21 protein-coding genes and 1 pseudogene are annotated in these 21,733 nt (G+C 38.8%); 21 read left to right on the top strand and 1 reads right to left on the bottom strand.

The window, feature by feature from the left end; all coding sequences use genetic code 11:
• The 19 genes and pseudogenes from HT678_RS01200 to HT678_RS01285 form a co-directional block, all read left to right on the top strand.
• On the top strand, positions 1 to 849 hold an 849-nt coding region (locus HT678_RS01200), incomplete at its 5' end, for an Rpn family recombination-promoting nuclease/putative transposase (protein WP_172924525.1).
• A 1,148-nt stretch (positions 850 to 1,997) separates the two neighbouring features.
• Complete coding sequence (locus HT678_RS01205; protein ID WP_000587463.1) at positions 1,998 to 2,450, top strand: YhcH/YjgK/YiaL family protein; 453 nt, start codon at positions 1,998 to 2,000, stop codon at positions 2,448 to 2,450.
• 18 nt (positions 2,451 to 2,468) lie between these two features.
• Positions 2,469 to 3,802, top strand: a pseudogene (locus HT678_RS01210) (sugar ABC transporter substrate-binding protein).
• A 78-nt stretch (positions 3,803 to 3,880) separates the two neighbouring features.
• A complete protein-coding gene (locus tag HT678_RS01215; RefSeq protein WP_172924527.1) occupies positions 3,881 to 4,765 on the top strand; it encodes a sugar ABC transporter permease in 885 nt (294 codons plus the stop codon).
• Positions 4,765 to 5,598, top strand: a complete 834-nt coding sequence (locus HT678_RS01220; protein WP_172924528.1) for a carbohydrate ABC transporter permease — start codon at positions 4,765 to 4,767, stop codon at positions 5,596 to 5,598. The genes HT678_RS01215 and HT678_RS01220 overlap by 1 nt, the downstream gene beginning before the upstream one ends.
• A gap of 231 nt (positions 5,599 to 5,829) precedes the next feature.
• Positions 5,830 to 6,933 (top strand): Gfo/Idh/MocA family oxidoreductase, encoded by a 1,104-nt coding sequence (locus HT678_RS01225; RefSeq protein WP_023940404.1) that lies wholly within the window; start codon positions 5,830 to 5,832, stop codon positions 6,931 to 6,933.
• A gap of 179 nt (positions 6,934 to 7,112) precedes the next feature.
• A complete protein-coding gene (locus HT678_RS01230; RefSeq protein WP_001135655.1) occupies positions 7,113 to 7,811 on the top strand; it encodes an N-acetylmannosamine-6-phosphate 2-epimerase in 699 nt (232 codons plus the stop codon).
• Between the two features lie 19 nt (positions 7,812 to 7,830).
• A complete protein-coding gene (locus HT678_RS01235; RefSeq protein WP_031222794.1) occupies positions 7,831 to 9,348 on the top strand; it encodes a PTS transporter subunit EIIC in 1,518 nt (505 codons plus the stop codon).
• 123 nt (positions 9,349 to 9,471) lie between these two features.
• Positions 9,472 to 10,800, top strand: coding sequence for an ABC transporter substrate-binding protein (locus tag HT678_RS01240; RefSeq protein ID WP_023936033.1), 1,329 nt, complete (start codon positions 9,472 to 9,474; stop codon positions 10,798 to 10,800).
• Positions 10,801 to 11,050: 250 nt separating this feature from the next.
• Positions 11,051 to 11,917: a sugar ABC transporter permease gene (locus tag HT678_RS01245; RefSeq protein WP_161802645.1), complete on the top strand. Its 867-nt coding sequence runs from the start codon at positions 11,051 to 11,053 to the stop codon at positions 11,915 to 11,917.
• Between the two features lie 15 nt (positions 11,918 to 11,932).
• Positions 11,933 to 12,772 carry a carbohydrate ABC transporter permease gene (locus HT678_RS01250; protein WP_001192006.1) on the top strand — a complete coding sequence of 280 codons (840 nt, stop codon included), beginning with the start codon at positions 11,933 to 11,935 and terminating at the stop codon, positions 12,770 to 12,772.
• Between the two features lie 226 nt (positions 12,773 to 12,998).
• Positions 12,999 to 13,451: a YhcH/YjgK/YiaL family protein gene (locus tag HT678_RS01255; RefSeq protein ID WP_138705212.1), complete on the top strand. Its 453-nt coding sequence runs from the start codon at positions 12,999 to 13,001 to the stop codon at positions 13,449 to 13,451.
• A 326-nt stretch (positions 13,452 to 13,777) separates the two neighbouring features.
• Positions 13,778 to 14,122, top strand: coding sequence for a hypothetical protein (locus tag HT678_RS01260; RefSeq protein WP_025170608.1), 345 nt, complete (start codon positions 13,778 to 13,780; stop codon positions 14,120 to 14,122).
• Between the two features lie 33 nt (positions 14,123 to 14,155).
• Positions 14,156 to 14,350 (top strand): hypothetical protein, encoded by a 195-nt coding sequence (locus HT678_RS11385; protein ID WP_001810112.1) that lies wholly within the window; start codon positions 14,156 to 14,158, stop codon positions 14,348 to 14,350.
• Positions 14,351 to 14,432: 82 nt separating this feature from the next.
• Positions 14,433 to 15,077 (top strand): YesL family protein, encoded by a 645-nt coding sequence (locus HT678_RS01265; protein WP_023940409.1) that lies wholly within the window; start codon positions 14,433 to 14,435, stop codon positions 15,075 to 15,077.
• 169 nt (positions 15,078 to 15,246) lie between these two features.
• Entirely contained in the window at positions 15,247 to 16,164 is a 918-nt protein-coding gene (locus tag HT678_RS01270) for a dihydrodipicolinate synthase family protein (protein ID WP_172924529.1), read from the top strand.
• Positions 16,165 to 16,181: 17 nt separating this feature from the next.
• Positions 16,182 to 17,066: an ROK family protein gene (locus HT678_RS01275; protein ID WP_023933715.1), complete on the top strand. Its 885-nt coding sequence runs from the start codon at positions 16,182 to 16,184 to the stop codon at positions 17,064 to 17,066.
• Between the two features lie 96 nt (positions 17,067 to 17,162).
• On the top strand, positions 17,163 to 17,450 hold the full coding sequence (locus tag HT678_RS01280) for a hypothetical protein (RefSeq protein WP_000150673.1): 288 nt from the start codon (positions 17,163 to 17,165) through the stop codon (positions 17,448 to 17,450).
• Positions 17,440 to 17,790 carry a type II toxin-antitoxin system RelE/ParE family toxin gene (locus HT678_RS01285; RefSeq protein ID WP_000384969.1) on the top strand — a complete coding sequence of 117 codons (351 nt, stop codon included), beginning with the start codon at positions 17,440 to 17,442 and terminating at the stop codon, positions 17,788 to 17,790. Before HT678_RS01280 ends, HT678_RS01285 begins: the two co-directional genes overlap by 11 nt.
• A 61-nt stretch (positions 17,791 to 17,851) precedes the next feature.
• Here HT678_RS01285 and HT678_RS01290 read toward each other — a convergent pair whose 3' ends face one another.
• A complete protein-coding gene (locus HT678_RS01290; RefSeq protein WP_000360337.1) occupies positions 17,852 to 18,703 on the bottom strand; it encodes a MurR/RpiR family transcriptional regulator in 852 nt (283 codons plus the stop codon).
• 303 nt (positions 18,704 to 19,006) lie between these two features.
• Here HT678_RS01290 and pbp2b point away from each other — a divergent pair, with 303 nt between their 5' ends.
• Both pbp2b and recR read left to right on the top strand, forming a co-directional pair.
• Positions 19,007 to 21,064, top strand: a complete 2,058-nt coding sequence (gene pbp2b, locus HT678_RS01295; RefSeq protein WP_079251558.1) for a penicillin-binding protein 2B — start codon at positions 19,007 to 19,009, stop codon at positions 21,062 to 21,064.
• Positions 21,065 to 21,074: 10 nt separating this feature from the next.
• A complete protein-coding gene (gene recR, locus HT678_RS01300; protein ID WP_000966761.1) occupies positions 21,075 to 21,671 on the top strand; it encodes a recombination mediator RecR in 597 nt (198 codons plus the stop codon).
• The last annotated feature ends 62 nt before the right edge of the window (positions 21,672 to 21,733 follow it).

A 21,733-nucleotide genomic window follows, 5' to 3' on the forward strand; every position in this document is an offset into this window, starting at 1 on the left:
ATTTTGGAGGGAAGTAACATTCACGTCTTGCCTTCCCTGCCCTACTCGGCGCAGGATTTCTATACCAGTATAGACGTCTTGGCGGAGTTGGATAATGGCACTCAAGTAATCATTGAAATCCAAGTCCATCATCAGAATTTTTTCATCAATCGTTTATGGGCTTACCTGTGCAGTCAGGTCAATCAAAATCTTGAAAAAATTCGCCAGCAAGAAGGCAATACTCACCAGAGCTACAAACACATCGCACCAGTATACGCTATTGCAATTGTGGATAGTAATTATTTTCAAGATGATTTGGCTTTCCACAGTTTTAGCATGCGAGAGGACACGACAGGTGAGGTCTTAACCATCACAAATAACGGTCAGGAAAACCATCTGGTTAAGATGGCTTTCTTGGAACTAAAAAAATACAGAGAAACCAGCAAAGACAAGGTTCGTAAACCATGGTTAGAGTTTTTCGGGAATAAACCCTTTACCCAGCAGCCCGAGCGAGCCATCAGCCAAGCAGATCAACTGCTGGACTACAAGAGCTGGTCCGAGGAGGATAGGAAAATGTTTAGTGAACAACGCAGGCGAGAAGAACAAGCCTTATTAGCACAGGACTATGCTTTGGAGCAAGCTGAGGAAAAAGGTTTAGAGAGAGGTCTTGAACGTGGTCGCGCAGAGGGGATTGAACAAGGCATCGAAAAAGGTTTAGAACAAGGACTTGAACGTGGGAAAGTTGAAGGAAGTTTGTCTATGCTACTAAATCTAGTTCGTCAAGGTCTTCTGACTTCCGAGATTGCCAGTAAGCAGTTGGGAATGACTGTCGCTGAGTTTGAAGTATTATTGAAAGACCATCATAAATAAGAATGTTGAATCTCAAATTCAAGTTAGGCAGAGAGAAGAAATTTTCAGAGAGATTTGCGATCCAACTATTTTTTAGGACAATCATTGCTTCACCTCTCGATGAAGGCAACTTTTTTAGAAGTCGTTTTTTTAGGTAAGAGGATTGACTTTAGGAAATCATCTACGAGTCAGTTTTTTTAAGTCCTCATATAGAGACTCTAGGCATAAAATCTTAAAAATCACAAACACGCATAGTATCAGGTAATTAAAAAAACTTGATATTATGCGTTTTATAGTGCATTGAATCTATATTAGGACACAACAATTCTTAAATCATTGTTAGAAATTGGTTTGAATTTTCCAATCAATTTGTTCGATTTTTACATCATTGCATTATATCATGTGACTATTAACCTTGTTTTCTCCTAAAATTGACTTTCTTGTTTTCTTATCTTGTCCACTCGAAACAAGTATTGTAAGAATTTGATTATTTTTGAAAGTACTTTTAATATATTTGATATAGTTAAAAAAGATTTGAAACTAAATTCCAAATTAGAAAAAGACTTGAAATACTAAAAAAAAAAAGTATACTCTAATTGGAAACGGTAACAAAACTAATTTAGAGAATGAAATATAGAGTATTTCTCTCTTAAAAGTTTTTGGTGAAACGAGATGTAGAAAGGAGATTTAGCCAAAGAGTCTATTAGTGCTAGAATAATAGATTAGAATTATTTTAGAAAAACGAAGTGAGCAGCTTATAAATTCAAGTCCCCAAATAGATTCATACTAGTATCTTTTGCAAAAAATAAAGGGCGGACTTCCTTCATGAATATCAATTTCATCTATAAGGAAGGTAGCTCATTGAACTAACTTATTTATTCTGTTTGTCGCTAGAAAAATCAGACCTCCTTGTGAAGATTGAGGAGATACTGAATGAAAATCAAAGAAGAAACTAGCAAGCTAGCAGTAGATTGCCCAAAACACCGCTTTGAGGTTGTAGATAAGACTGACCTATATAATCCAAGGTGAAGCGACTGTGGTTTGAAGAGATTTTCAAAGAGTATAGGTTAGAGAGTGTAGTGTTTTTATGTCCTTCTAGTAGAAAATGCTAGACAGAAGAATGGGGAACTTGGATAGGAAAAATAGATTGAGAAAGGAGGTTAGAAGAGATGATTATTACAAAAATTAGCCGTTTAGGAACTTATGTGGGAGTAAATCCACATTTTGCAACATTAATAGATTTTCTAGAAAAAACAGGACTAGAAAATTTAACAGAAGGTTCGATTGCTATCGATGGTGATCGATTGTTTGGGAATTGCTTTACTTATCTAGCAGATGGTCAAGCAGGGGCTTTCTTTGAAACACACCAAAAATATTTGGATATTCATTTAGTTTTGGAAAACGAAGAAGCCATGGCTGTTACGTCGCCGAAAAATGTAAGCGTTACCCAAGAGTATGATGAAGAGAAGGATATTGAATTATACACAGGGAAAGTGGAACAGTTGGTTCATTTGAGAGCTGGCGAATGCCTCATCACTTTTCCAGAAGATTTACATCAACCCAAGGTTCGTATAAATGATGAACCTGTGAAAAAAATTGTCTTTAAAGTTGCGATTTCTTAATGTAGAAAGGGAAGAACGATGAAAAAAATGAGAAAGTTTTTATGTCTAGCTGGAGTTGCGCTAGCAGCCGTTGCCTTGGTAGCTTGTTCAGGAAAGAAAGTACAACTAGTACTGAACCACCGACAGAATTATCTGGTGAGATTACAATGTGGCACTCCTTTACTCAAGGACCACGTTTAGAAAGTATTCAAAAATCAGCAGATGCTTTCATGCAAAAGCATCCAAAAACGAAAATCAAGATTGAAACATTCTCTTGGAATGACTTCTATACTAAATGGACTACAGGTTTAGCAAATGGAAATGTGCCAGATATTAGTACAGCTCTTCCTAACCAAGTAATGGAAATGGTCAACTCAGATGCTTTGGTTCCGCTAAATGATTCTATCAAGCGTATTGGACAAGATAAATTTAACGAAACTGCCTTAAATGAAGCAAAAATCGGAGATGATTACTACTCTGTTCCTCTTTATTCACATGCACAAGTCATGTGGGTTAGAACAGATTTGTTAAAAGAACATAATATTGAGGTTCCTAAAACTTGGGATCAACTCTATGAAGCTTCTAAAAAATTGAAAGAAGCTGGAGTTTATGGCTTGTCTGTTCCGTTTGGAACAAATGACTTAATGGCAACACGTTTCTTGAACTTCTACGTACGTAGTGGTGGAGGAAGCCTCTTAACAAAAGATCTTAAAGCAGACTTGACAAGCCAACTTGCTCAAGATGGTATTAAATACTGGGTTAAATTGTATAAAGAAATCTCACCTCAAGATTCTTTGAACTTTAATGTCCTTCAACAAGCTACCTTGTTCTATCAAGGAAAAACAGCATTTGACTTTAACTCTGGCTTCCATATCGGAGGAATTAATGCCAACAGTCCTCAATTGATTGATTCGATTGATGCTTATCCTATTCCAAAAATCAAAGAGTCTGATAAAGACCAAGGAATTGAAACCTCAAACATTCCAATGGTTGTTTGGAAAAATTCAAAACATCTAGAAGTTGCTAAAGCATTCTTAGAAGCACTTTATAATGAAGAAGACTACGTTAAATTCCTTGATTCAACTCCAGTAGGTATGTTGCCAACTATTAAGGGGATTAGCGATTCTGCAGCCTATAAAGAAAATGAAACTCGTAAGAAGTTTAAACATGCTGAAGAAGTAATTACTGAAGCTGTTAAAAAAGGTACTGCTATTGGTTATGAAAATGGACCAAGTGTACAAGCTGGTATGTTGACTAACCAACACATTATTGAACAAATGTTCCAAGATATCATTACAAATGGAACAGATCCTATGAAAGCAGCAAAAGAAGCAGAAAAACAATTAAACGATTTATTTGAGGCTGTTCAGTAGATGTAAAAGACTAGAAAATAGGTGGGCTAGTGAGCTGAAAAGCTCTAGCCCAATCTTGTAAAAGAAGGGAGAAGGAGAATGGTTAAAGAACGTAATTTAACTAGCTGGATATTTGTTTTGCCAGCTATGATTATCGTAGGATTACTCTTTGTTTATCCGTTTTTCTCGAGTATTTTTTATAGCTTTACCAATAAGCATTTGATTATGCCTAATTATAAATTTGTTGGTTTGGCTAACTATAAAGCTGTGCTATCAGATCCCAACTTCTTTAATGCGTTCTTTAATTCAATTAAGTGGACCGTTTTCTCATTAGTTGGTCAAGTTTTAGTAGGGTTTGTATTGGCTTTAGCTCTTCACAGAGTACGCCACTTCAAGAAATTATATAGGACCTTATTGATTGTTCCTTGGGCATTTCCTACCATCGTTATTGCCTTCTCTTGGCAGTGGATTCTAAACGGGGTTTATGGCTACTTACCTAATCTAATCGTAAAATTAGGTTTAATGGAACATACACCTGCATTTTTGACAGATAGTACATGGGCATTCCTATGTTTGGTGTTTATCAACATTTGGTTTGGAGCACCAATGATTATGGTTAATGTGCTTTCAGCTTTGCAAACAGTACCAGAAGAACAATTTGAGGCTGCTAAGATAGATGGTGCTTCAAGTTGGCAGGTGTTCAAGTTTATCGTCTTTCCACATATTAAAGTGGTTGTAGGACTTCTAGTTGTTTTGAGAACTGTATGGATCTTTAATAACTTTGACATTATCTACCTCATTACTGGTGGTGGACCAGCCAATGCTACAACGACGCTTCCAATTTTTGCTTACAACCTGGGCTGGGGAACTAAATTGTTGGGTCGTGCTTCAGCAGTTACAGTATTGCTCTTTATCTTCTTGGTGGCGATTTGCTTTATCTACTTTGCTATCATCAGTAAGTGGGAAAAGGAGGGTAGAAAATAATGAAGAAGAAATCCAGTATTTATTTAGATATTCTCTCACATGTACTTTTAGTTGGTGCGACCATCGTTGCAGTTTTCCCATTGGTATGGATTATCATATCTTCTGTCAAAGGGAAAGGGGAATTAACTCAGTATCCAACACGATTTTGGCCTGAACAGTTTACATTAGATTATTTCACTCATGTTATCAACGATTTGCACTTCATTGATAACATTCGAAACAGTTTAATCATTGCCTTGGCTACAACCCTTATTGCGATTATTATTTCTGCTATGGCAGCCTATGGTATTGTTCGATTCTTCCCTAAATTGGGAGCAATCATGTCGAGACTACTCGTCATTACCTACATTTTCCCACCAATTTTGTTAGCAATTCCCTATTCAATTGCCATTGCTAAAGTTGGGTTAACAAATAGTTTATTTGGCTTGATGATGGTTTATCTATCTTTTAGTGTTCCATATGCAGTTTGGCTCTTAGTTGGATTTTTCCAAACAGTTCCAATTGGAATTGAAGAAGCGGCTAGAATTGATGGTGCAAATAAATTTGTTACGTTTTATAAAGTTGTGCTACCGATTGTAGCACCAGGTATTGTAGCAACAGCTATTTATACATTTATCAATGCTTGGAATGAATTCCTGTATGCCTTGATTTTGATTAACAATACAGGAAAGATGACAGTAGCAGTAGCCCTTCGTTCACTTAATGGTTCAGAAATACTAGACTGGGGAGATATGATGGCAGCGTCTGTTATTGTAGTTCTTCCATCAATCATTTTCTTCTCTGTCATCCAAAATAAGATTGCAAGTGGATTGTCAGAAGGATCTGTGAAGTAATACTCAATGAAAATCAAAGAGCAAACTAGCCGCAGGCTGCTCAAAGTACAGCTTTGAGGTTGCAAATAAAACTGACGAAGTCAGCTCAGAACACGTTTTTGAGGTTGTAGATGAAGCTGACGAAGTCAGTAACCATACGCACAGTAAGGCGACGTTGACTCGGTTTGAAGAGATTTTTGAAGAGTATAAGTTAAAATTAGAAAGTTTATTCAATAATAAAGGAGAAAAAACATGGTTAAATACGGTGTTGTTGGAACAGGGGATTTTGGAGCTGAATTGGCTCGTTATATGCAAAAGAATGATGGAGCAGAGATTACTCTTCTCTATGATCCAGATAATGCAGAAGTAATTGCAGAAGAATTGGGAGCAAAAGTAGCAAGTTCCCTAGATGAGTTGGTTTCTAGCGATGAAGTAGATTGTGTTATCGTCGCAACTCCAAATAATCTTCATAAAGAACCAGTTATCAAGGCCGCACAACATGGTAAAAATGTTTTCTGTGAAAAACCAATTGCGCTTTCTTATCAAGATTGTCGCGAGATGGTAGATGCATGTAAAGAAAACAATGTGACCTTTATGGCAGGACATATTATGAACTTCTTCAATGGTGTCCATCATGCAAAAGAACTCATTAATCAAGGAGTTATCGGAGACGTTCTATATTGTCACACAGCTCGTAATGGTTGGGAAGAACAACAACCGTCAGTATCATGGAAAAAAATTCGTGAAAAATCAGGTGGTCACTTGTATCACCACATCCATGAGTTGGATTGCGTTCAATTCCTTATGGGGAGCATGCCTGAAACTGTAACCATGACAGGTGGAAATGTGGCCCATGAAGGTGAACATTTCGGTGATGAAGATGATATGATTTTTGTCAATATGGAATTTTCTAGTAAGCGTTTTGCCTTGTTAGAATGGGGTTCAGCTTATCGTTGGGGTGAACATTATGTCTTAATCCAAGGAACCAAAGGTGCCATTCGCTTAGACTTATTCAACTGTAAAGGAACTCTTAAGCTAGATGGACAAGAAAGTTATTTCTTGATTCACGAATCGCAAGAAGAAGATGATGATCGGACTCGTATCTATCATAGTACAGAGATGGATGGAGCAATTGCTTATGGTAAACCAGGTAAACGTACTCCATTATGGCTATCATCTGTCATTGATAAAGAAATGCGCTATCTGCATGAGATTATGCAAGGAGCTCCAGTATCAGAAGAATTTGCAAAACTTTTGACAGGTGAAGCTGCCCTAGAAGCAATTGCTACTGCAGATGCTTGTACCCAGTCTATGTTTGAAGATCGCAAAGTAAAATTGTCAGAAATTGTAAACTAAATTTTGGTATTCTCCTATTATAGGTCGACTTGCTCCTCTGAAAGTACTTTTAGAGGAGCTGTTTGACTTGGCTAGTTTTTGAAACTGAAATCTATTATACTACAAACTCTTGAAAGCGTTTTAATTTTAAGGTATAATAATCTCATAGAAATAAAGAAAAAAGAAAGGGAGGAAAGAGGATGCCACAGATTAGTAAAGAAGCCTTGATTGAACAAATCAAAGATGGAATCATCGTTTCTTGTCAGGCTCTTCCTCATGAACCGCTTTATACAGAAGCGGGAGGGGTGATTCCCTTGCTGGTCAAAGCGGCTGAGCAAGGTGGAGCAGTCGGTATCCGAGCCAATAGTGTTCGCGATATCAAGGAAATTAAGGAAGTCACCAAACTTCCGATTATTGGGATAATCAAACGAGATTATCCGCCACAAGAACCCTTCATCACGGCTACTATGAAAGAAGTTGATGAATTGGCAGAACTGGACATCGAGGTGATTGCTCTGGATTGTACCAAGCGTGAACGCTACGATGGTTTGGAAATTCAAGAGTTCATTCGTCAGGTCAAGGAGAAATATCCTAACCAGCTCTTGATGGCGGACACCAGTACTTTTGAAGAAGGATTGGCAGCGGTCGAAGCAGGAATTGACTTTGTCGGAACAACCTTATCAGGCTACACATCCTACAGTCCAAAAGTGGATGGTCCAGATTTTGAACTCATCAAAAAACTCTGTGATGCCGGTGTAGATGTCATTGCAGAAGGAAAAATTCATACACCAGAACAAGCCAAACAAATCCTTGAATACGGAGTGCGAGGCATCGTTGTTGGTGGCGCTATTACTAGACCAAAAGAGATTACAGAACGCTTCGTTGCTGGTCTTAAATAAGATGTGAGGGGGGAGTTTTATATTTAAAGTTTTACAAAAAGTTGGAAAAGCTTTTATGTTACCTATAGCTATACTTCCTGCAGCAGGTCTACTTTTGGGGATTGGTGGTGCACTTTCAAACCCAACCACGATAGCAACTTATCCAATACTAGACAATAGTATTTTTCAATCGATATTCCAAGTAATGAGCTCTGCAGGAGAGGTTGTATTCAGTAACTTGTCACTACTTCTCTGTGTGGGATTATGTATTGGCTTAGCGAAACGAGATAAAGGAACCGCTGCGTTAGCAGGAGTAACTGGTTACTTAGTTATGACTGCAACGATCAAAGCTCTGGTAAAACTTTTTATGGCAGAAGGATCTGCAATTGATACTGGAGTTATTGGAGCATTAGTTGTCGGAATAGTTGCCGTATATTTGCACAACCGATATAGCAATATTCAATTACCTTCCGCTTTAGGATTCTTTGGAGGTTCACGCTTCGTTCCTATTGTTACATCGTTCTCTTCTATCTTAATTGGCTTTGTCTTCTTTGTTATTTGGCCACCTTTCCAACAACTTCTTGTTTCTACAGGTGGATATATTTCTCAGGCAGGTCCAATTGGAACTTTTCTATATGGATTTTTAATGAGACTTTCTGGAGCAGTAGGCTTACATCATATGATTTATCCTATGTTTTGGTATACTGAACTTGGTGGTGTTGAAACTGTTGCAGGACAAACAGTGGTTGGAGCTCAAAAAATATTTTTTGCTCAATTAGCCGATCCGGCTCATTCTGGATTATTTACAGAAGGAACAAGGTTTTTTGCAGGTCGTTTCTCAACAATGATGTTCGGTTTACCGGCTGCCTGTTTAGCGATGTACCATAGTGTTCCTAAGAATCGTCGTAAAAAATACGCGGGTTTGTTTTTTGGAGTTGCTTTAACATCTTTTATTACCGGTATTACAGAACCAATTGAATTTATGTTTCTATTCGTCAGTCCGGTTCTATATGTTGTTCACGCATTCCTTGATGGTGTCAGCTTCTTTATTGCAGACATCTTAAATATTTCAATAGGAAACACATTTTCAGGAGGTGTAATCGATTTCACTTTATTTGGAATTTTGCAGGGGAACGCTAAGACGAATTGGGTTCTTCAGATTCCATTTGGACTTATTTGGAGTGTTTTGTATTATATTATTTTTAGATGGTTCATTACTCAATTCAACGTTCTAACGCCAGGAAGAGGAGAAGAAGTAGATTCTAAAGAAATTTCTGAATCCGCAGATTCAACTTCAAATACTGCGGATCATTTAAAACAGGATAGCCTACAAATTATCAGAGCGTTGGGTGGATCAAATAATATAGAAGATGTAGATGCTTGTGTGACACGTTTACGTGTAGCTGTAAAAAAAGTTAATCAAGTTGATAAAGCACTTTTAAAACAAATTGGTGCAGTTGATGTCTTAGAAGTGAAGGGTGGCATTCAAGCAATCTATGGAGCAAAAGCAATCTTATATAAAAATAGTATTAATGAAATTTTAGGTGTAGATGATTAAGTACTTACTGACTTAATAAAAAATAGAGGAGAGTGATTGATGAGTAGGAAAAAATGAAAACGTATATAAATGCAAAGAACTCATTATCCAAGTTGGATACGCTTATAAAATAGGAGAATACAAATGAAATTTAGAAAATTAGCTTGTACAGTACTTGCGGGTGCTGCGGTTCTTGGTCTTGCTGCTTGTGGCAATTCTGGCGGAAATAAAGATGCTGGTAAATCAGGTGGTGACGGTGCCAAAACAGAAATCACTTGGTGGGCATTCCCAGTATTTACCCAAGAAAAAGCTGGTGACGGTGTTGGAACTTATGAAAAATCAATCATCGAAGCGTTTGAAAAAGCAAATCCAGATGTAAAAGTGAAATTGGAAACCATCGACTTCAAGTCAGGCCCTGAAAAAATCACAACAGCCATCGAAGCAGGAACAGCTCCGGACGTACTCTTTGACGCACCAGGACGTATCATCCAATACGGTAAAAATGGTAAATTGGCTGAGTTGAACGACCTTTTCACAGATGAATTTGTTAAAGATGTCAATAACGAAAACATCATACAAGCAAGTAAAGCTGGAGACAAGGCTTACATGTATCCAATTAGTTCTGCCCCATTCTACATGGCAATGAACAAGAAAATGCTAGAAGATGCTGGAGTGGCAAACCTTGTAAAAGAAGGTTGGACAACTGATGATTTTGAAAAAGTATTGAAAGCACTCAAAGACAAGGGCTACACACCAGGTTCATTGTTCAGTTCTGGTCAAGGGGGAGACCAAGGAACACGTGCCTTTATCTCTAACCTTTATAGCGGTTCTGTAACAGATGAAAAAGTTAGCAAATATACAACTGATGATCCTAAATTCGTCAAAGGTCTTGAAAAAGCAACTGGCTGGATTAAAGACAATTTGCTCAATAATGGTTCACAATTTGACGGTGGGGCAGATATCCAAAACTTTGCCAACGGTCAAACATCTTACACAACCCTTTGGGCACCAGCTCAAAATGGTATCCAAGCTAAACTGTTAGAAGCAAGTAAGGTAGAAGTAGTAGAAGTACCATTCCCATCAGACGAAGGTAAACCAGCTCTTGAATACCTTGTAAACGGATTTGCAGTATTCAACAATAAAGACGACAAGAAAGTCGCTGCATCTAAGAAATTCATCCAGTTTATCGCAGATGACAAAGAGTGGGGACCTAAAGACGTAGTTCGTACAGGTGCTTTCCCAGTCCGTACTTCATTTGGAAAACTTTATGAAGACAAACGCATGGAAACAATCAGCGGCTGGACTCAATACTACTCACCATACTACAACACTATTGATGGATTTGCTGAAATGAGAACACTTTGGTTCCCAATGTTGCAATCTGTATCAAATGGTGACGAAAAACCAGCGGACGCTTTGAAAGCCTTCACTGAAAAAGCGAACGAAACAATCAAAAAAGCTATGAAACAATAGTCCTTAGTTATTCTATAAAAAGTAGTTTTTAAAGAAGCTAAGAGTGTATACCCCCTTTTCCCTCTACACAGATAGTGTAAGAAAAGGGGGCTTTTGTTTAAAATGTAAGAAACTGTCACGAAATTAAAATGAAGTTCTTACATAAGCGAATCATAAAAAATTTCATTTTGATTTTAAAACAGTTCAAGAAAGTCAAAAAATTATTCTATTTGAAAGAGAGGTGCCGACTGTGAAAGTCAATAAAATTCGTATGCGGGAAACAGTGATTTCCTATGCTTTCCTAGCACCAGTGTTGTTCTTCTTTATTATCTTTGTTTTAGCACCAATGATTATGGGCTTCATCACAAGTTTCTTTAACTATTCTATGACTAGTTTCCAATTTGTGGGCTTAGATAACTATGTCCGTATGTTTAAAGATCCTGTCTTTGCAAAATCTCTGATTAACACAGTTATTTTGGTTATTGGATCTGTGCCAGTTGTTGTTCTATTTTCACTCTTTGTAGCATCGCAAACCTATCACCAAAATGCTATTGCCAGATCCTTCTACCGTTTTGTCTTCTTCCTTCCTGTTGTAACAGGTAGTGTTGCCGTAACGGTTGTATGGAAATGGATCTATGATCCATTATCAGGTATCTTGAACTTTGTGCTTAAATCAAGTCATATCATTACTCAAAACATTTCATGGCTTGGTGATAAGCACTGGGCATTGATGGCGATTATGATTATTCTCTTGACCACTTCAGTTGGTCAGCCCATCATCCTTTATATCGCTGCTATGGGGAATATTGATAATTCACTGGTTGAAGCGGCGCGTGTTGATGGTGCAACTGAGTTTCAAGTTTTCTGGAAGATTAAATGGCCAAGCCTTCTTCCAACAACTCTTTATATTGCAATCATCACAACAATTAACTCCTTCCAGTGTTTCGCCTTGATTCAGCTTTTGACATCTGGTGGTCCAAACTACTCAACAAGTACCTTGATGTACTACCTGTACGAAAAAGCCTTCCAATTGACAGAATACGGCTATGCCAACACAATTGGTGTCTTCTTGGCAGTCATGATTGCTATCGTAAGCTTTGTTCAATTTAAAGTACTTGGAAACGACGTAGAATACTAAAGAAAGGAGACAGTTATGCAATCTACAGAAAAAAAACCATTAACAGCCTTTACTGTTATTTCAACAATCATTTTGCTCTTGTTGACTGTGCTGTTCATCTTTCCATTCTACTGGATTTTGACAGGGGCATTCAAGTCACAGCCTGATACCATTATGATTCCGCCACAATGGTTCCCTAAAATGCCAACCATGGAAAACTTCCAACAACTTATGGTGCAGAACCCTGCCTTGCAATGGATGTGGAACTCAGTATTTATCTCATTGGTAACCATGTTCTTAGTCTGTGCAACCTCATCTCTAGCAGGTTATGTATTGGCTAAAAAACGTTTCTATGGTCAACGCATTCTATTTGCTATCTTTATCGCTGCTATGGCGCTTCCAAAACAAGTTGTCCTTGTACCATTGGTACGTATCGTCAACTTCATGGGAATTCATGACACTCTTTGGGCAGTTATTTTGCCTTTGATTGGATGGCCATTTGGGGTCTTCCTCATGAAACAGTTCAGTGAAAATATCCCTACAGAATTGCTCGAATCAGCTAAGATTGACGGTTGTGGTGAGATTCGTACCTTCTGGAGCGTAGCCTTCCCAATTGTAAAACCAGGGTTTGCGGCTCTTGCAATCTTTACCTTCATCAATACTTGGAATGACTACTTCATGCAGTTGGTAATGTTGACTTCACGTAACAATTTGACTATTTCACTTGGGGTTGCGACCATGCAGGCTGAAATGGCAACCAACTATGGTTTGATTATGGCAGGAGCTGCCCTTGCAGCCGTGCCAATCGTAACAGTCTTCCTTGTCTTCCAAAAATCCTTCACACAGGGTATTACTATGGGAGCGGTCAAAGGATAATACTCTGCGAAAATCGAATGCAAACTAGGTCAGCGTCACCTTGCCATACTTAAGTATTGCCTGCGGTTAGCTTCCTAGTTTGTTCTTCAATTTTCATTGAGTATAAGAGAATATAGAGTTATAAGTGTCTACAAAATGTTGGGTATTTGCTTACCATAAAGATTTTGTCAGACACTTATCAACTTAAGAATGGTTTTAGTTAACTATCAGAAACGAAGGAAAGAGTATGATTTTTGACGATTTGAAAAACATCACCTTTTACAAAGGGATTCATCCTAATTTAGACAAGGCTATCGACTATCTCTACCAACACCGTAAGGATTCTTTCGAATTAGGAAAGTATGATATTGATGGAGATAAAGTCTTTCTAGTTGTTCAGGAAAATGTCCTCAATCAAGCTGAAAATGATCAATTTGAACACCATAAGAACTATGCAGACTTGCATTTGCTGGTAGAAGGACATGAATATTCGAGCTACGGTTCACGTATCAAAGACGAGGCAGTAGCATTCGACGAAGCGAGTGACATTGGCTTTGTTCATTGTCATGAACACTCCCCACTCTTATTGGGTTATCACAATTTTGCGATTTTCTTCCCAGGTGAGCCACATCAGCCAACTGGCTATGCAGGCATGGAAGAAAAGGTTCGAAAATATCTCTTTAAAATTTTGATTGATTAAAAATAGGATGAATTGTTTTTTTGTAAAGCTTTGATAATACTCTACCATGAAATTGATCTTTGTGAGGTAGAGAAATGAGAATAAAATATTTAAAAATTGGTATCTTCTTGTCAGTCTGTTTATTGCTAATGAGTAATATTTTACCTTCAATTGTGTATGCGAATGAAGTCTCGCATATCCAAACTATACAGTCAGAAATGGATCGAATAGATGCAAAATTATCTCAAAATTACTTGCTAACTGAACAAGAAATTAAGGATTTGGTGGAAGATAGCAAAGGAGTCTATCCAGACATATCAGATGAACGTAAAATTGAATTGCTAGAAATGGTATCTTCTAAGTATGCTGCAAGAGCTAGTTTCTTAGATGGAAAGGGAATTACAGTTAATGAGATGGCTTGGATAATTAAGGGCATTGTGACTGGATTGATTGGTAAATACATAAAATTAGGTACTTATGCGGCTAAGTATGGTATTAGTATGGCGCGCTCGATCTTAAGTAGGGCAGCTGCAACTGCAGCAGCAAGAGTAGGATTATTGACCAAGATTTCTGGATGGATTTTACAAATAGCTGTGAATGTAGCTGATGTATATGGTAATTTTGCCTACAATATTGCTGCAGCTTGGGATGCACATGATAAAATCCCTAACAATGGTCGTATAAACTTTTAAAATGTGAGAATGAAAGCACTTTGTATTTTTTTATTGAAAGCACTTTGTATTTTTTTATTGAATATGTTAGCTTGGACAGTGCTTGCAATGATAATCCGTGGAGGGCTAGATGGATTTAATGAGCATACTTGGAGTACTATTTTAATTGCTTCGCTGTCCGGGATATATATAGATTATATGTCCATAGATAAAAGTAGAAAAAAGTCCAAAAGAAAAAAGAAAAAATAGATTTGTTCATGGTAGGGACTTATGAAAGCTTTACTGACAAAAAAGAAAACAGTTTACAAAGAAAAATGATGGAGGAGCAAACATGGCACAAAAAGGAGTAAGCCTTATCAAGGCAGCATTTGATACAGACAACTTTCTCATGCGTTTCAGTGAGAAAGTCTTGGACATCGTGACAGCCAATCTTCTTTTTGTCGTCTCTTGTTTGCCCATCGTGACGATTGGAGTGGCTAAAATCAGCCTCTACGAGACCATGTTTGAGATTAAGAAGAGCAGACGGGTGCCTGTTTTTAAAATCTATCTAAGATCTTTCAAGCAAAATCTGAAACTAGGTCTTCAGCTGGGTTTAATGGAGTTAGGAATTGTATTTCTTACCTTTTCAGATCTCTATCTTTTCTGGGGTCAAACAGCTCTGCCCTTCCAATTGCTGAAAGCCATTTGTTTAGGTATTCTGATGTTTCTTACTATCGTGATGCTGGCTAGTTACCCTATCGCGGCACGTTATGACCTATCTTGGAAAGAAATTCTTCAAAAAGGATTGATGTTGGCTAGTTTTAACTTTCCTTGGTTCTTCCTCATGTTAGCCATTCTTGTCCTCATTGTGATGGTTCTTTATCTGTCCGCCTTCAGTCTACTCTTAGGTGGCTCAGTCTTCCTACTTTTTGGGTTTGGACTATTGGTCTTTATCCAGACTGGATTGATGGAGAAAATTTTCGCAAAATATCAATAGGAGTCTTATTTCTGAAACTACTTTCAAAGGCTTCAAACGCTATTCTATAAGCTAGAAACTAAAATCTAAGTGTCTATAAGATATTGAAAGCCTTTTCGGTAAAGTGTATACTAAAGAAGTAAAGAAAGAATCTGCTTTAGCAGAAAATAAAAATAATAGGAGAAAATCTATGTCAGATTTGAAAAAATACGAAGGTGTCATTCCAGCCTTCTACGCATGTTATGATGATCAAGGAGAAGTAAGTCCAGAGCGTACACGTGCCTTGGTTCAATACTTCATTGATAAAGGTGTTCAAGGTCTTTATGTCAATGGTTCTTCTGGTGAATGTATCTACCAAAGTGTAGAAGACCGCAAGTTGATTTTGGAAGAAGTCATGGCAGTTGCTAAAGGTAAATTAACTATTATTGCCCATGTTGCTTGCAACAATACCAAAGATAGTATGGAACTGGCTCGCCACGCTGAAAGCTTGGGAGTAGATACCATTGCAACAATTCCACCAATTTACTTCCGCTTGCCTGAATACTCAGTTGCCAAATACTGGAACGATATCAGTTCTGCAGCTCCAAACACAGACTACGTGATCTACAACATTCCTCAATTGGCAGGGGTTGCTTTGACTCCAAGTCTTTATACCGAAATGTTGAAGAATCCTCGTGTTATCGGTGTGAAGAACTCTTCTATGCCAGTTCAAGATATCCAAACCTTTGTCAGCCTTGGTGGGGAAGACCATATCGTCTTTAACGGTCCAGATGAACAGTTCCTAGGTGGTCGCCTCATGGGTGCCAAAGCTGGTATCGGTGGTACTTATGGTGCTATGCCAGAACTCTTCTTGAAACTCAACCAATTGATTGCGGATAAAGATTTAGAAACAGCGCGTGAGTTACAGTATGCTATCAACGCTATCATTGGTAAATTGACTGCTGCACATGGAAATATGTACGGTGTCATTAAAGAAGTCTTGAAGATCAATGAAGGATTGAATATTGGTTCTGTTCGTTCACCATTGACGCCAGTAACGGAAGAAGATCGTCCAGTTGTAGAAGCAGCTGCAGCCTTGATTCGTGAAACCAAGGAGCGCTTCCTCTAATCCATAAGGAGGTATTTATGACACACTACGTTGCAATTGATATAGGTGGAACCAACATCAAGTATGGTTTGGTTGATCAAGAGGGGCAACTTCTTGAATCGCATGAAATGCCAACTGAAGCGTATAAGGGTGGACCTCATATCTTACAAAAAACCAAAGATATTGTAGCCAGCTATTTAGAAAAAGGCCCAGTAGCAGGTGTTGCCATTTCTTCTGCAGGAATGGTGGATCCTGATAAGGGGGAAATTTTCTACGCTGGACCTCAGATTCCAAATTATGCAGGAACCCAGTTCAAGAAGGAAATCGAAGAAAGCTTTGCTATTCCTTGTGAGATTGAAAATGATGTCAACTGTGCAGGTCTGGCTGAGGCAGTATCTGGTTCAGGTAAGGGAGCAAGTGTCACCCTTTGCTTGACCATTGGAACAGGTATCGGTGGTTGCTTGATTATGGATGGGAAAGTCTTCCATGGTTTTAGCAATTCGGCCTGTGAAGTCGGGTATATGCATATGCAAGATGGAGCTTTTCAGGATCTCGCTTCTACCACAGCCTTGGTGGAGTATGTAGCAACATCTCATGGAGAAGATGTTGATCAGTGGAATGGCCGACGCATTTTCAAGGAAGCCACTGAAGGCAATAAACTCTGCATGGAAGGTATTGACCGCATGGTAGACTATCTAGGAAAAGGTCTGGCAAATATTTGCTACGTTGCCAATCCAGAAGTGGTTATTCTTGGTGGTGGTATCATGGGGCAAGAGGCTATCCTCAAACCTAAGATCCGCACAGCCTTGAAAGAGGCTTTGGTACCAAGTTTAGCAGAAAAAACACGATTAGAATTTGCCCATCACCAGAATACAGCAGGTATGCTTGGTGCATATTATCATTTTAAGACAAAACAATCCTAGTTTGGCTCAGCCAAACTAGGATTTTCTAATCAAATTCCCTTGACTTTCTTTATAATTGTGAGATAATAAATAAAATATATAAAGGAATTATATAAAATGACTATAGCGAATTCAAGTAAGATTGTGACCTTCCAAGCTAATAGAGAATTAGTAAATGATGCCATGGAAGTGTTAAAAGAAAAAAATCTCTCTCTTTCATCAGCACTCAGATTATTTTTAAAGAATGTTGCCGTAACAAATGAAGTAGATTTACTGAGTGAAGAGGAATTAGAGAAGGAGTATTTGTTTAGACAATTACAAGCAGAAGTTCAAGAAAGTTATGCCAAGATTGAGGCTGGAAATTACTTGACAGATGAGGATGTCGTGACACGCTATGGATTATAAAAGATATAGGATTTTGTATTCTCCTAGAGTGATTGATAGTCTGGATAAAATATATCAGTATATAGCGGAGGAAATCGGTTCTGTAGAGGCTGCGAGACGAAAAGTAGCCAATATTAGAAAAGATATTAATCGGCTAGAAATTTTCCCCCAAGCTGGATTTGATGCTGATGAAAAATTTGGTAAGAAATTAGACCCTCGCTACCAAACGCGAGGATGGACCTTGAGTAAGGATTACATTGTATTGTATACAATTGTTGAGGATACCGTCAGACTTGCTTATTTACTCCCTTCAAAAAGTGATTACATGAAATTATTCAAGACTAAGTCAAGATATGACTAATTCATAATCTTGAAGAGGTATGTTTGGTGATGAATAAAAATCCTAGTTTGGCTTAGCCAAACTAGGATTTTCTGACACGTTTTTGTCTACGATAGCCGTTGAGTTTCTTATTTTCCCAGTAGCTATTAAAGATTTTTTCCTTGCTTTCGCGATTGATTTCCAAAAAGTAGGCATAAATCAAATCGATAAAGAAGAGCATAGGAAGTTGAGCGGATATTCGTTGGATATAGGAAGGCTGGCTGTGGGTGGCTACAAGAACAGTCTCTGTGTAGGCCTGGCTATCTTTATTGGGAACACTTGAAAAGAGTACAGTCTTTGCCCCCATCTCCTTGGCATCTAATAGACTATCTAAAATAGAAGGTGTTGTACCAGAAAGTGAGAAGCCCAGTACGAGACAATTTTCCTCCATAATGCTGGTTGTCCATGCAAAGCCATCTTGATCGGTCAAGGCTTCGCAGACCACACCCAGACGCATGAACCGCAATTTCATTTCACGGGCGACGAGGCCAGAACTCCCTGTTCCGAAGAAGTAGACACGCTCAGCATCTTCGATTAGCTGGGCAATTCGTTCTAGTTGGATTTCGTCAATCAAGTCTTGTGTTTGTTCCCTCATATTGCTATAACTTCTGAGGACTCGTTTGGTCAGTGGACTGTGCTTGGAGACTTGGTTGGCTTGATTTTCTGCCTGATGTTGGTATTGGAAAATAAATTCTCGGTAGCCAGTAAAGCCACACTTTTTAGCAAAGCGGGTCAAAGCAGCTTGAGAAATATGTAATTTTTGGGTGACTTGTTGAGAAGATAAATCATCTGTAATCGTTTCAGCTTGCAAAAAATAGCGAGCGATTTCTTGCTCTAGGTCTGTCATTTCTTCAAAATGTGAATCAATGATAGTTGCGATATCTGGTTTGTCCATAGGGAAAGCTCCTTTACATGAGTCATACTGGAAGACTAGATCAGGGAATAGTCACACTTCATTATAACACATAATATAAGGATAGATAAATAAAAACGCATCTCTGTTTTAAAAACGAAAAAGTCGAAAAAGCTTCTTACTTTTCCATAATTTTCTACTCAAATTGTGGTACAATTAAGAGTAAGATTTTAATTATACTCTTCGAAAATCTCTTCAAACTACGTCATCGTTGCCTTGCCGTACTCAAGTACAGCCTGCAGCTAGCTTCCTAGTTTGCTCTTTGATTTTCATTGAGTATTAGAAATGAGACTGATTTGTATGAGAAAATTTAACAGCCATTCGATTCCGATTCGGCTTAATTTATTGTTTTCAATCATCATTTTACTCTTTATGACCATTATTGGTCGTTTGTTGTATATGCAGGTTTTAAACAAGGATTTTTACGAAAAAAAGCTAGCATCAGCTAGTCAGACCAAGGTCACAAGCAGTTCTGCCCGTGGGGAAATTTATGATGCTAGTGGGAAACCTTTGGTAGAAAATACGCTAAAGAAGGTTGTTTCCTTTACGCGTAGCAATAAAATGACGGCTACAGACTTAAAAGAAACAGCTAAAAAGTTACTGACTTATGTGAGCATCAGCTCTCTAAATTTGACAGAACGCCAGCTGGCGGATTACTATTTGGCTGATCCTGAAATCTATAAACAGACAGTGGAGGCTCTCCCAAGCGAGAAACGCTTGGATTCAGATGGCAATCGCCTATCCGAATCAGAACTGTATAACAATGCGGTCGATAGTGTCCAAACGAGTCAACTAAACTATACAGAGGATGAAAAGAAAGAAATCTATCTTTTTAGTCAGTTAAATGCTGTTGGAAACTTTTCGACAGGTACCATTGCGACAGATCCTTTAAATGATTCTCAGGTGGCTGTTATTGCCTCTATTTCAAAGGAGATGCCTGGCATTAGTATTTCTACTTCTTGGGATCGAAAGGTTTTGGAAACTTCTCTTTCTTCTATAGTAGGGAGTGTATCCAGTGAAAAAGCTGGTCTCCCAGCGGAAGAAGCAGAAGCCTATCTTAAAAAAGGCTATTCTCTAAATGATCGTGTAGGAACCTCCTATTTGGAAAAGCAATATGAAGAGACCTTGCAAGGAAAACGCTCGGTAAAAGAAATCCATCTGGATAAATATGGTAATATGGAAAGCGTGGATACAATTGAGGAAGGTAGTAAGGGAAACAATATCAAGCTGACCATTGATTTGGCCTTCCAAGATAGCGTGGATGCTCTGCTGAAAAGTTATTTCAATTCCGAGCTAGGAAATGGAGGAGCCAAGTATTCTGAAGGTGTCTATGCAGTCGCCCTTAACCCCAAAACAGGTGCTGTTTTGTCTATGTCAGGACTCAAACATGACCTGAAAACGGGAGAGTTGACGCCTGATTCCTTGGGAACGGTAACCAATGTCTTTGTCCCAGGTTCGGTTGTCAAGGCTGCGACCATCAGCTCTGGCTGGGAAAATGGAGTCTTGTCAGGAAACCAGACCTTGACAGACCAGTCCATTGTCTTCCAAGGTTCAGCTCCCATCAATTCTTGGTATACTCAGGCTTACGGTTCATTCCCTATCACAGCAGTCCAAGCTCTGGAGTATTCATCCAATACTTATATGGTCCAAACAGCCTTAGGTCTTATGGGGCAAACCTACCAACCCAATATGTTTGTCGGCACCAGCAAGCTAGAGTCAGCTATGGGGAAATTGCGTTCAACCTTTGGTGAATATGGCTTGGGCTCTGCGACTGGGATTGACCTACCAGATGAATCTACTGGATTTGTTCCCAAAGAGTATAGCTTTGCTAATTACATTACTAATGCCTTTGGGCAGTTTGATAACTATACGCCCATGCAGTTGGCTCAGTATGTAGCAACTATTGCAAATGATGGTGTTCGTGTGGCTCCTCGTATTGTTGAAGGCATTTATGGTAATAATGATAAGGGAGGACTGGGTGACCTGATTCAGCAACTGCAACCGACAGAGATGAATAAGGTCAATATATCCGACTCCGATATGAGCATCTTGCACCAAGGTTTTTATCAGGTTGCTCATGGGACTAGCGGATTGACAACTGGACGTGCCTTTTCAAACGGTGCCTTGGTATCCATTAGCGGAAAAACGGGTACAGCCGAAAGCTATGTGGCAGATGGTCAGCAAGCAACCAATACTAATGCGGTGGCCTATGCCCCGTCTGATAATCCCCAAATCGCTGTTGCAGTGGTCTTTCCTCATAATACCAATTTAACAAATGGTGTAGGACCTTCCATTGCGCGTGATATTATCAATTTGTATCAAAAATACCATCCAATGAACTAGAAAGGAAATTATGCTTTATCCAACACCCATTGCCAAGCTGATTGACAGCTATTCTAAGTTACCAGGTATCGGGATTAAGACGGCTACGCGTTTGGCCTTTTATACGATTGGGATGTCTGATGACGATGTCAATGAATTTGCAAAAAATCTCCTTTCTGCTAAGAGAGAATTGACCTACTGTTCCGTTTGTGGACGTTTGACAGACGACGACCCTTGCTCTATCTGTACCGATCCGACTCGTGACCAGACAACGATTTTGGTGCTAGAGGATAGTCGTGATGTGGCAGCTATGGAAAATATCCAAGAATACCACGGGCTCTATCATGTCTTGCATGGCCTCATTTCCCCTATGAATGGTATCAGTCCAGATGATATCAATCTCAAGGGGCTCATGACTCGTCTGATGGATAGTGAGGTTTCAGAAGTAATCGTAGCAACCAATGCCACAGCAGATGGGGAAGCAACTTCCATGTATCTTTCCCGCTTACTCAAGCCAGCTGGGATCAAGGTTACGCGCTTGGCACGAGGTCTTGCTGTGGGAGCAGATATCGAGTATGCGGACGAAGTCACACTCTTACGGGCTATTGAAAATCGAACAGAGTTGTAAGTGTAGACAAATTTACGAACTCCATTCATTTATAAAAAATCAAGGAGGCTGAAAATCGTTCC

The organism is Streptococcus sp. 3167 (assembly GCF_013277175.1).
GTDB classification, from domain to species: Bacteria; Bacillota; Bacilli; order Lactobacillales; family Streptococcaceae; genus Streptococcus; species Streptococcus pseudopneumoniae.

What these genes read in the sequence shown, in the direction of transcription:
- HT678_RS01270 (WP_172924529.1), top strand. Translation starts at nt 15,247, where the DNA reads ATGTCAGATTTGAAAAAATACGAAGGTGTCATTCCAGCCTTCTACGCA.
- HT678_RS01250 (WP_001192006.1), top strand. Translation starts at nt 11,933, where the DNA reads ATGCAATCTACAGAAAAAAAACCATTAACAGCCTTTACTGTTATTTCA.
- HT678_RS01275 (WP_023933715.1), top strand. Translation starts at nt 16,182, where the DNA reads ATGACACACTACGTTGCAATTGATATAGGTGGAACCAACATCAAGTAT.
- HT678_RS01220 (WP_172924528.1), top strand. Translation starts at nt 4,765, where the DNA reads ATGAAGAAGAAATCCAGTATTTATTTAGATATTCTCTCACATGTACTT.
- HT678_RS01255 (WP_138705212.1), top strand. Translation starts at nt 12,999, where the DNA reads ATGATTTTTGACGATTTGAAAAACATCACCTTTTACAAAGGGATTCAT.
- HT678_RS01265 (WP_023940409.1), top strand. Translation starts at nt 14,433, where the DNA reads ATGGCACAAAAAGGAGTAAGCCTTATCAAGGCAGCATTTGATACAGAC.
- HT678_RS01215 (WP_172924527.1), top strand. Translation starts at nt 3,881, where the DNA reads ATGGTTAAAGAACGTAATTTAACTAGCTGGATATTTGTTTTGCCAGCT.
- HT678_RS01280 (WP_000150673.1), top strand. Translation starts at nt 17,163, where the DNA reads ATGACTATAGCGAATTCAAGTAAGATTGTGACCTTCCAAGCTAATAGA.
- HT678_RS01205 (WP_000587463.1), top strand. Translation starts at nt 1,998, where the DNA reads ATGATTATTACAAAAATTAGCCGTTTAGGAACTTATGTGGGAGTAAAT.
- HT678_RS01260 (WP_025170608.1), top strand. Translation starts at nt 13,778, where the DNA reads ATGGTATCTTCTAAGTATGCTGCAAGAGCTAGTTTCTTAGATGGAAAG.
- HT678_RS01225 (WP_023940404.1), top strand. Translation starts at nt 5,830, where the DNA reads ATGGTTAAATACGGTGTTGTTGGAACAGGGGATTTTGGAGCTGAATTG.
- HT678_RS01240 (WP_023936033.1), top strand. Translation starts at nt 9,472, where the DNA reads ATGAAATTTAGAAAATTAGCTTGTACAGTACTTGCGGGTGCTGCGGTT.
- HT678_RS01285 (WP_000384969.1), top strand. Translation starts at nt 17,440, where the DNA reads ATGGATTATAAAAGATATAGGATTTTGTATTCTCCTAGAGTGATTGAT.
- HT678_RS01230 (WP_001135655.1), top strand. Translation starts at nt 7,113, where the DNA reads ATGCCACAGATTAGTAAAGAAGCCTTGATTGAACAAATCAAAGATGGA.
- pbp2b (WP_079251558.1), top strand. Translation starts at nt 19,007, where the DNA reads ATGAGACTGATTTGTATGAGAAAATTTAACAGCCATTCGATTCCGATT.
- recR (WP_000966761.1), top strand. Translation starts at nt 21,075, where the DNA reads ATGCTTTATCCAACACCCATTGCCAAGCTGATTGACAGCTATTCTAAG.
- HT678_RS01245 (WP_161802645.1), top strand. Translation starts at nt 11,051, where the DNA reads ATGCGGGAAACAGTGATTTCCTATGCTTTCCTAGCACCAGTGTTGTTC.
- HT678_RS01290 (WP_000360337.1), bottom strand. Translation starts at nt 18,703, where the DNA reads ATGGACAAACCAGATATCGCAACTATCATTGATTCACATTTTGAAGAA.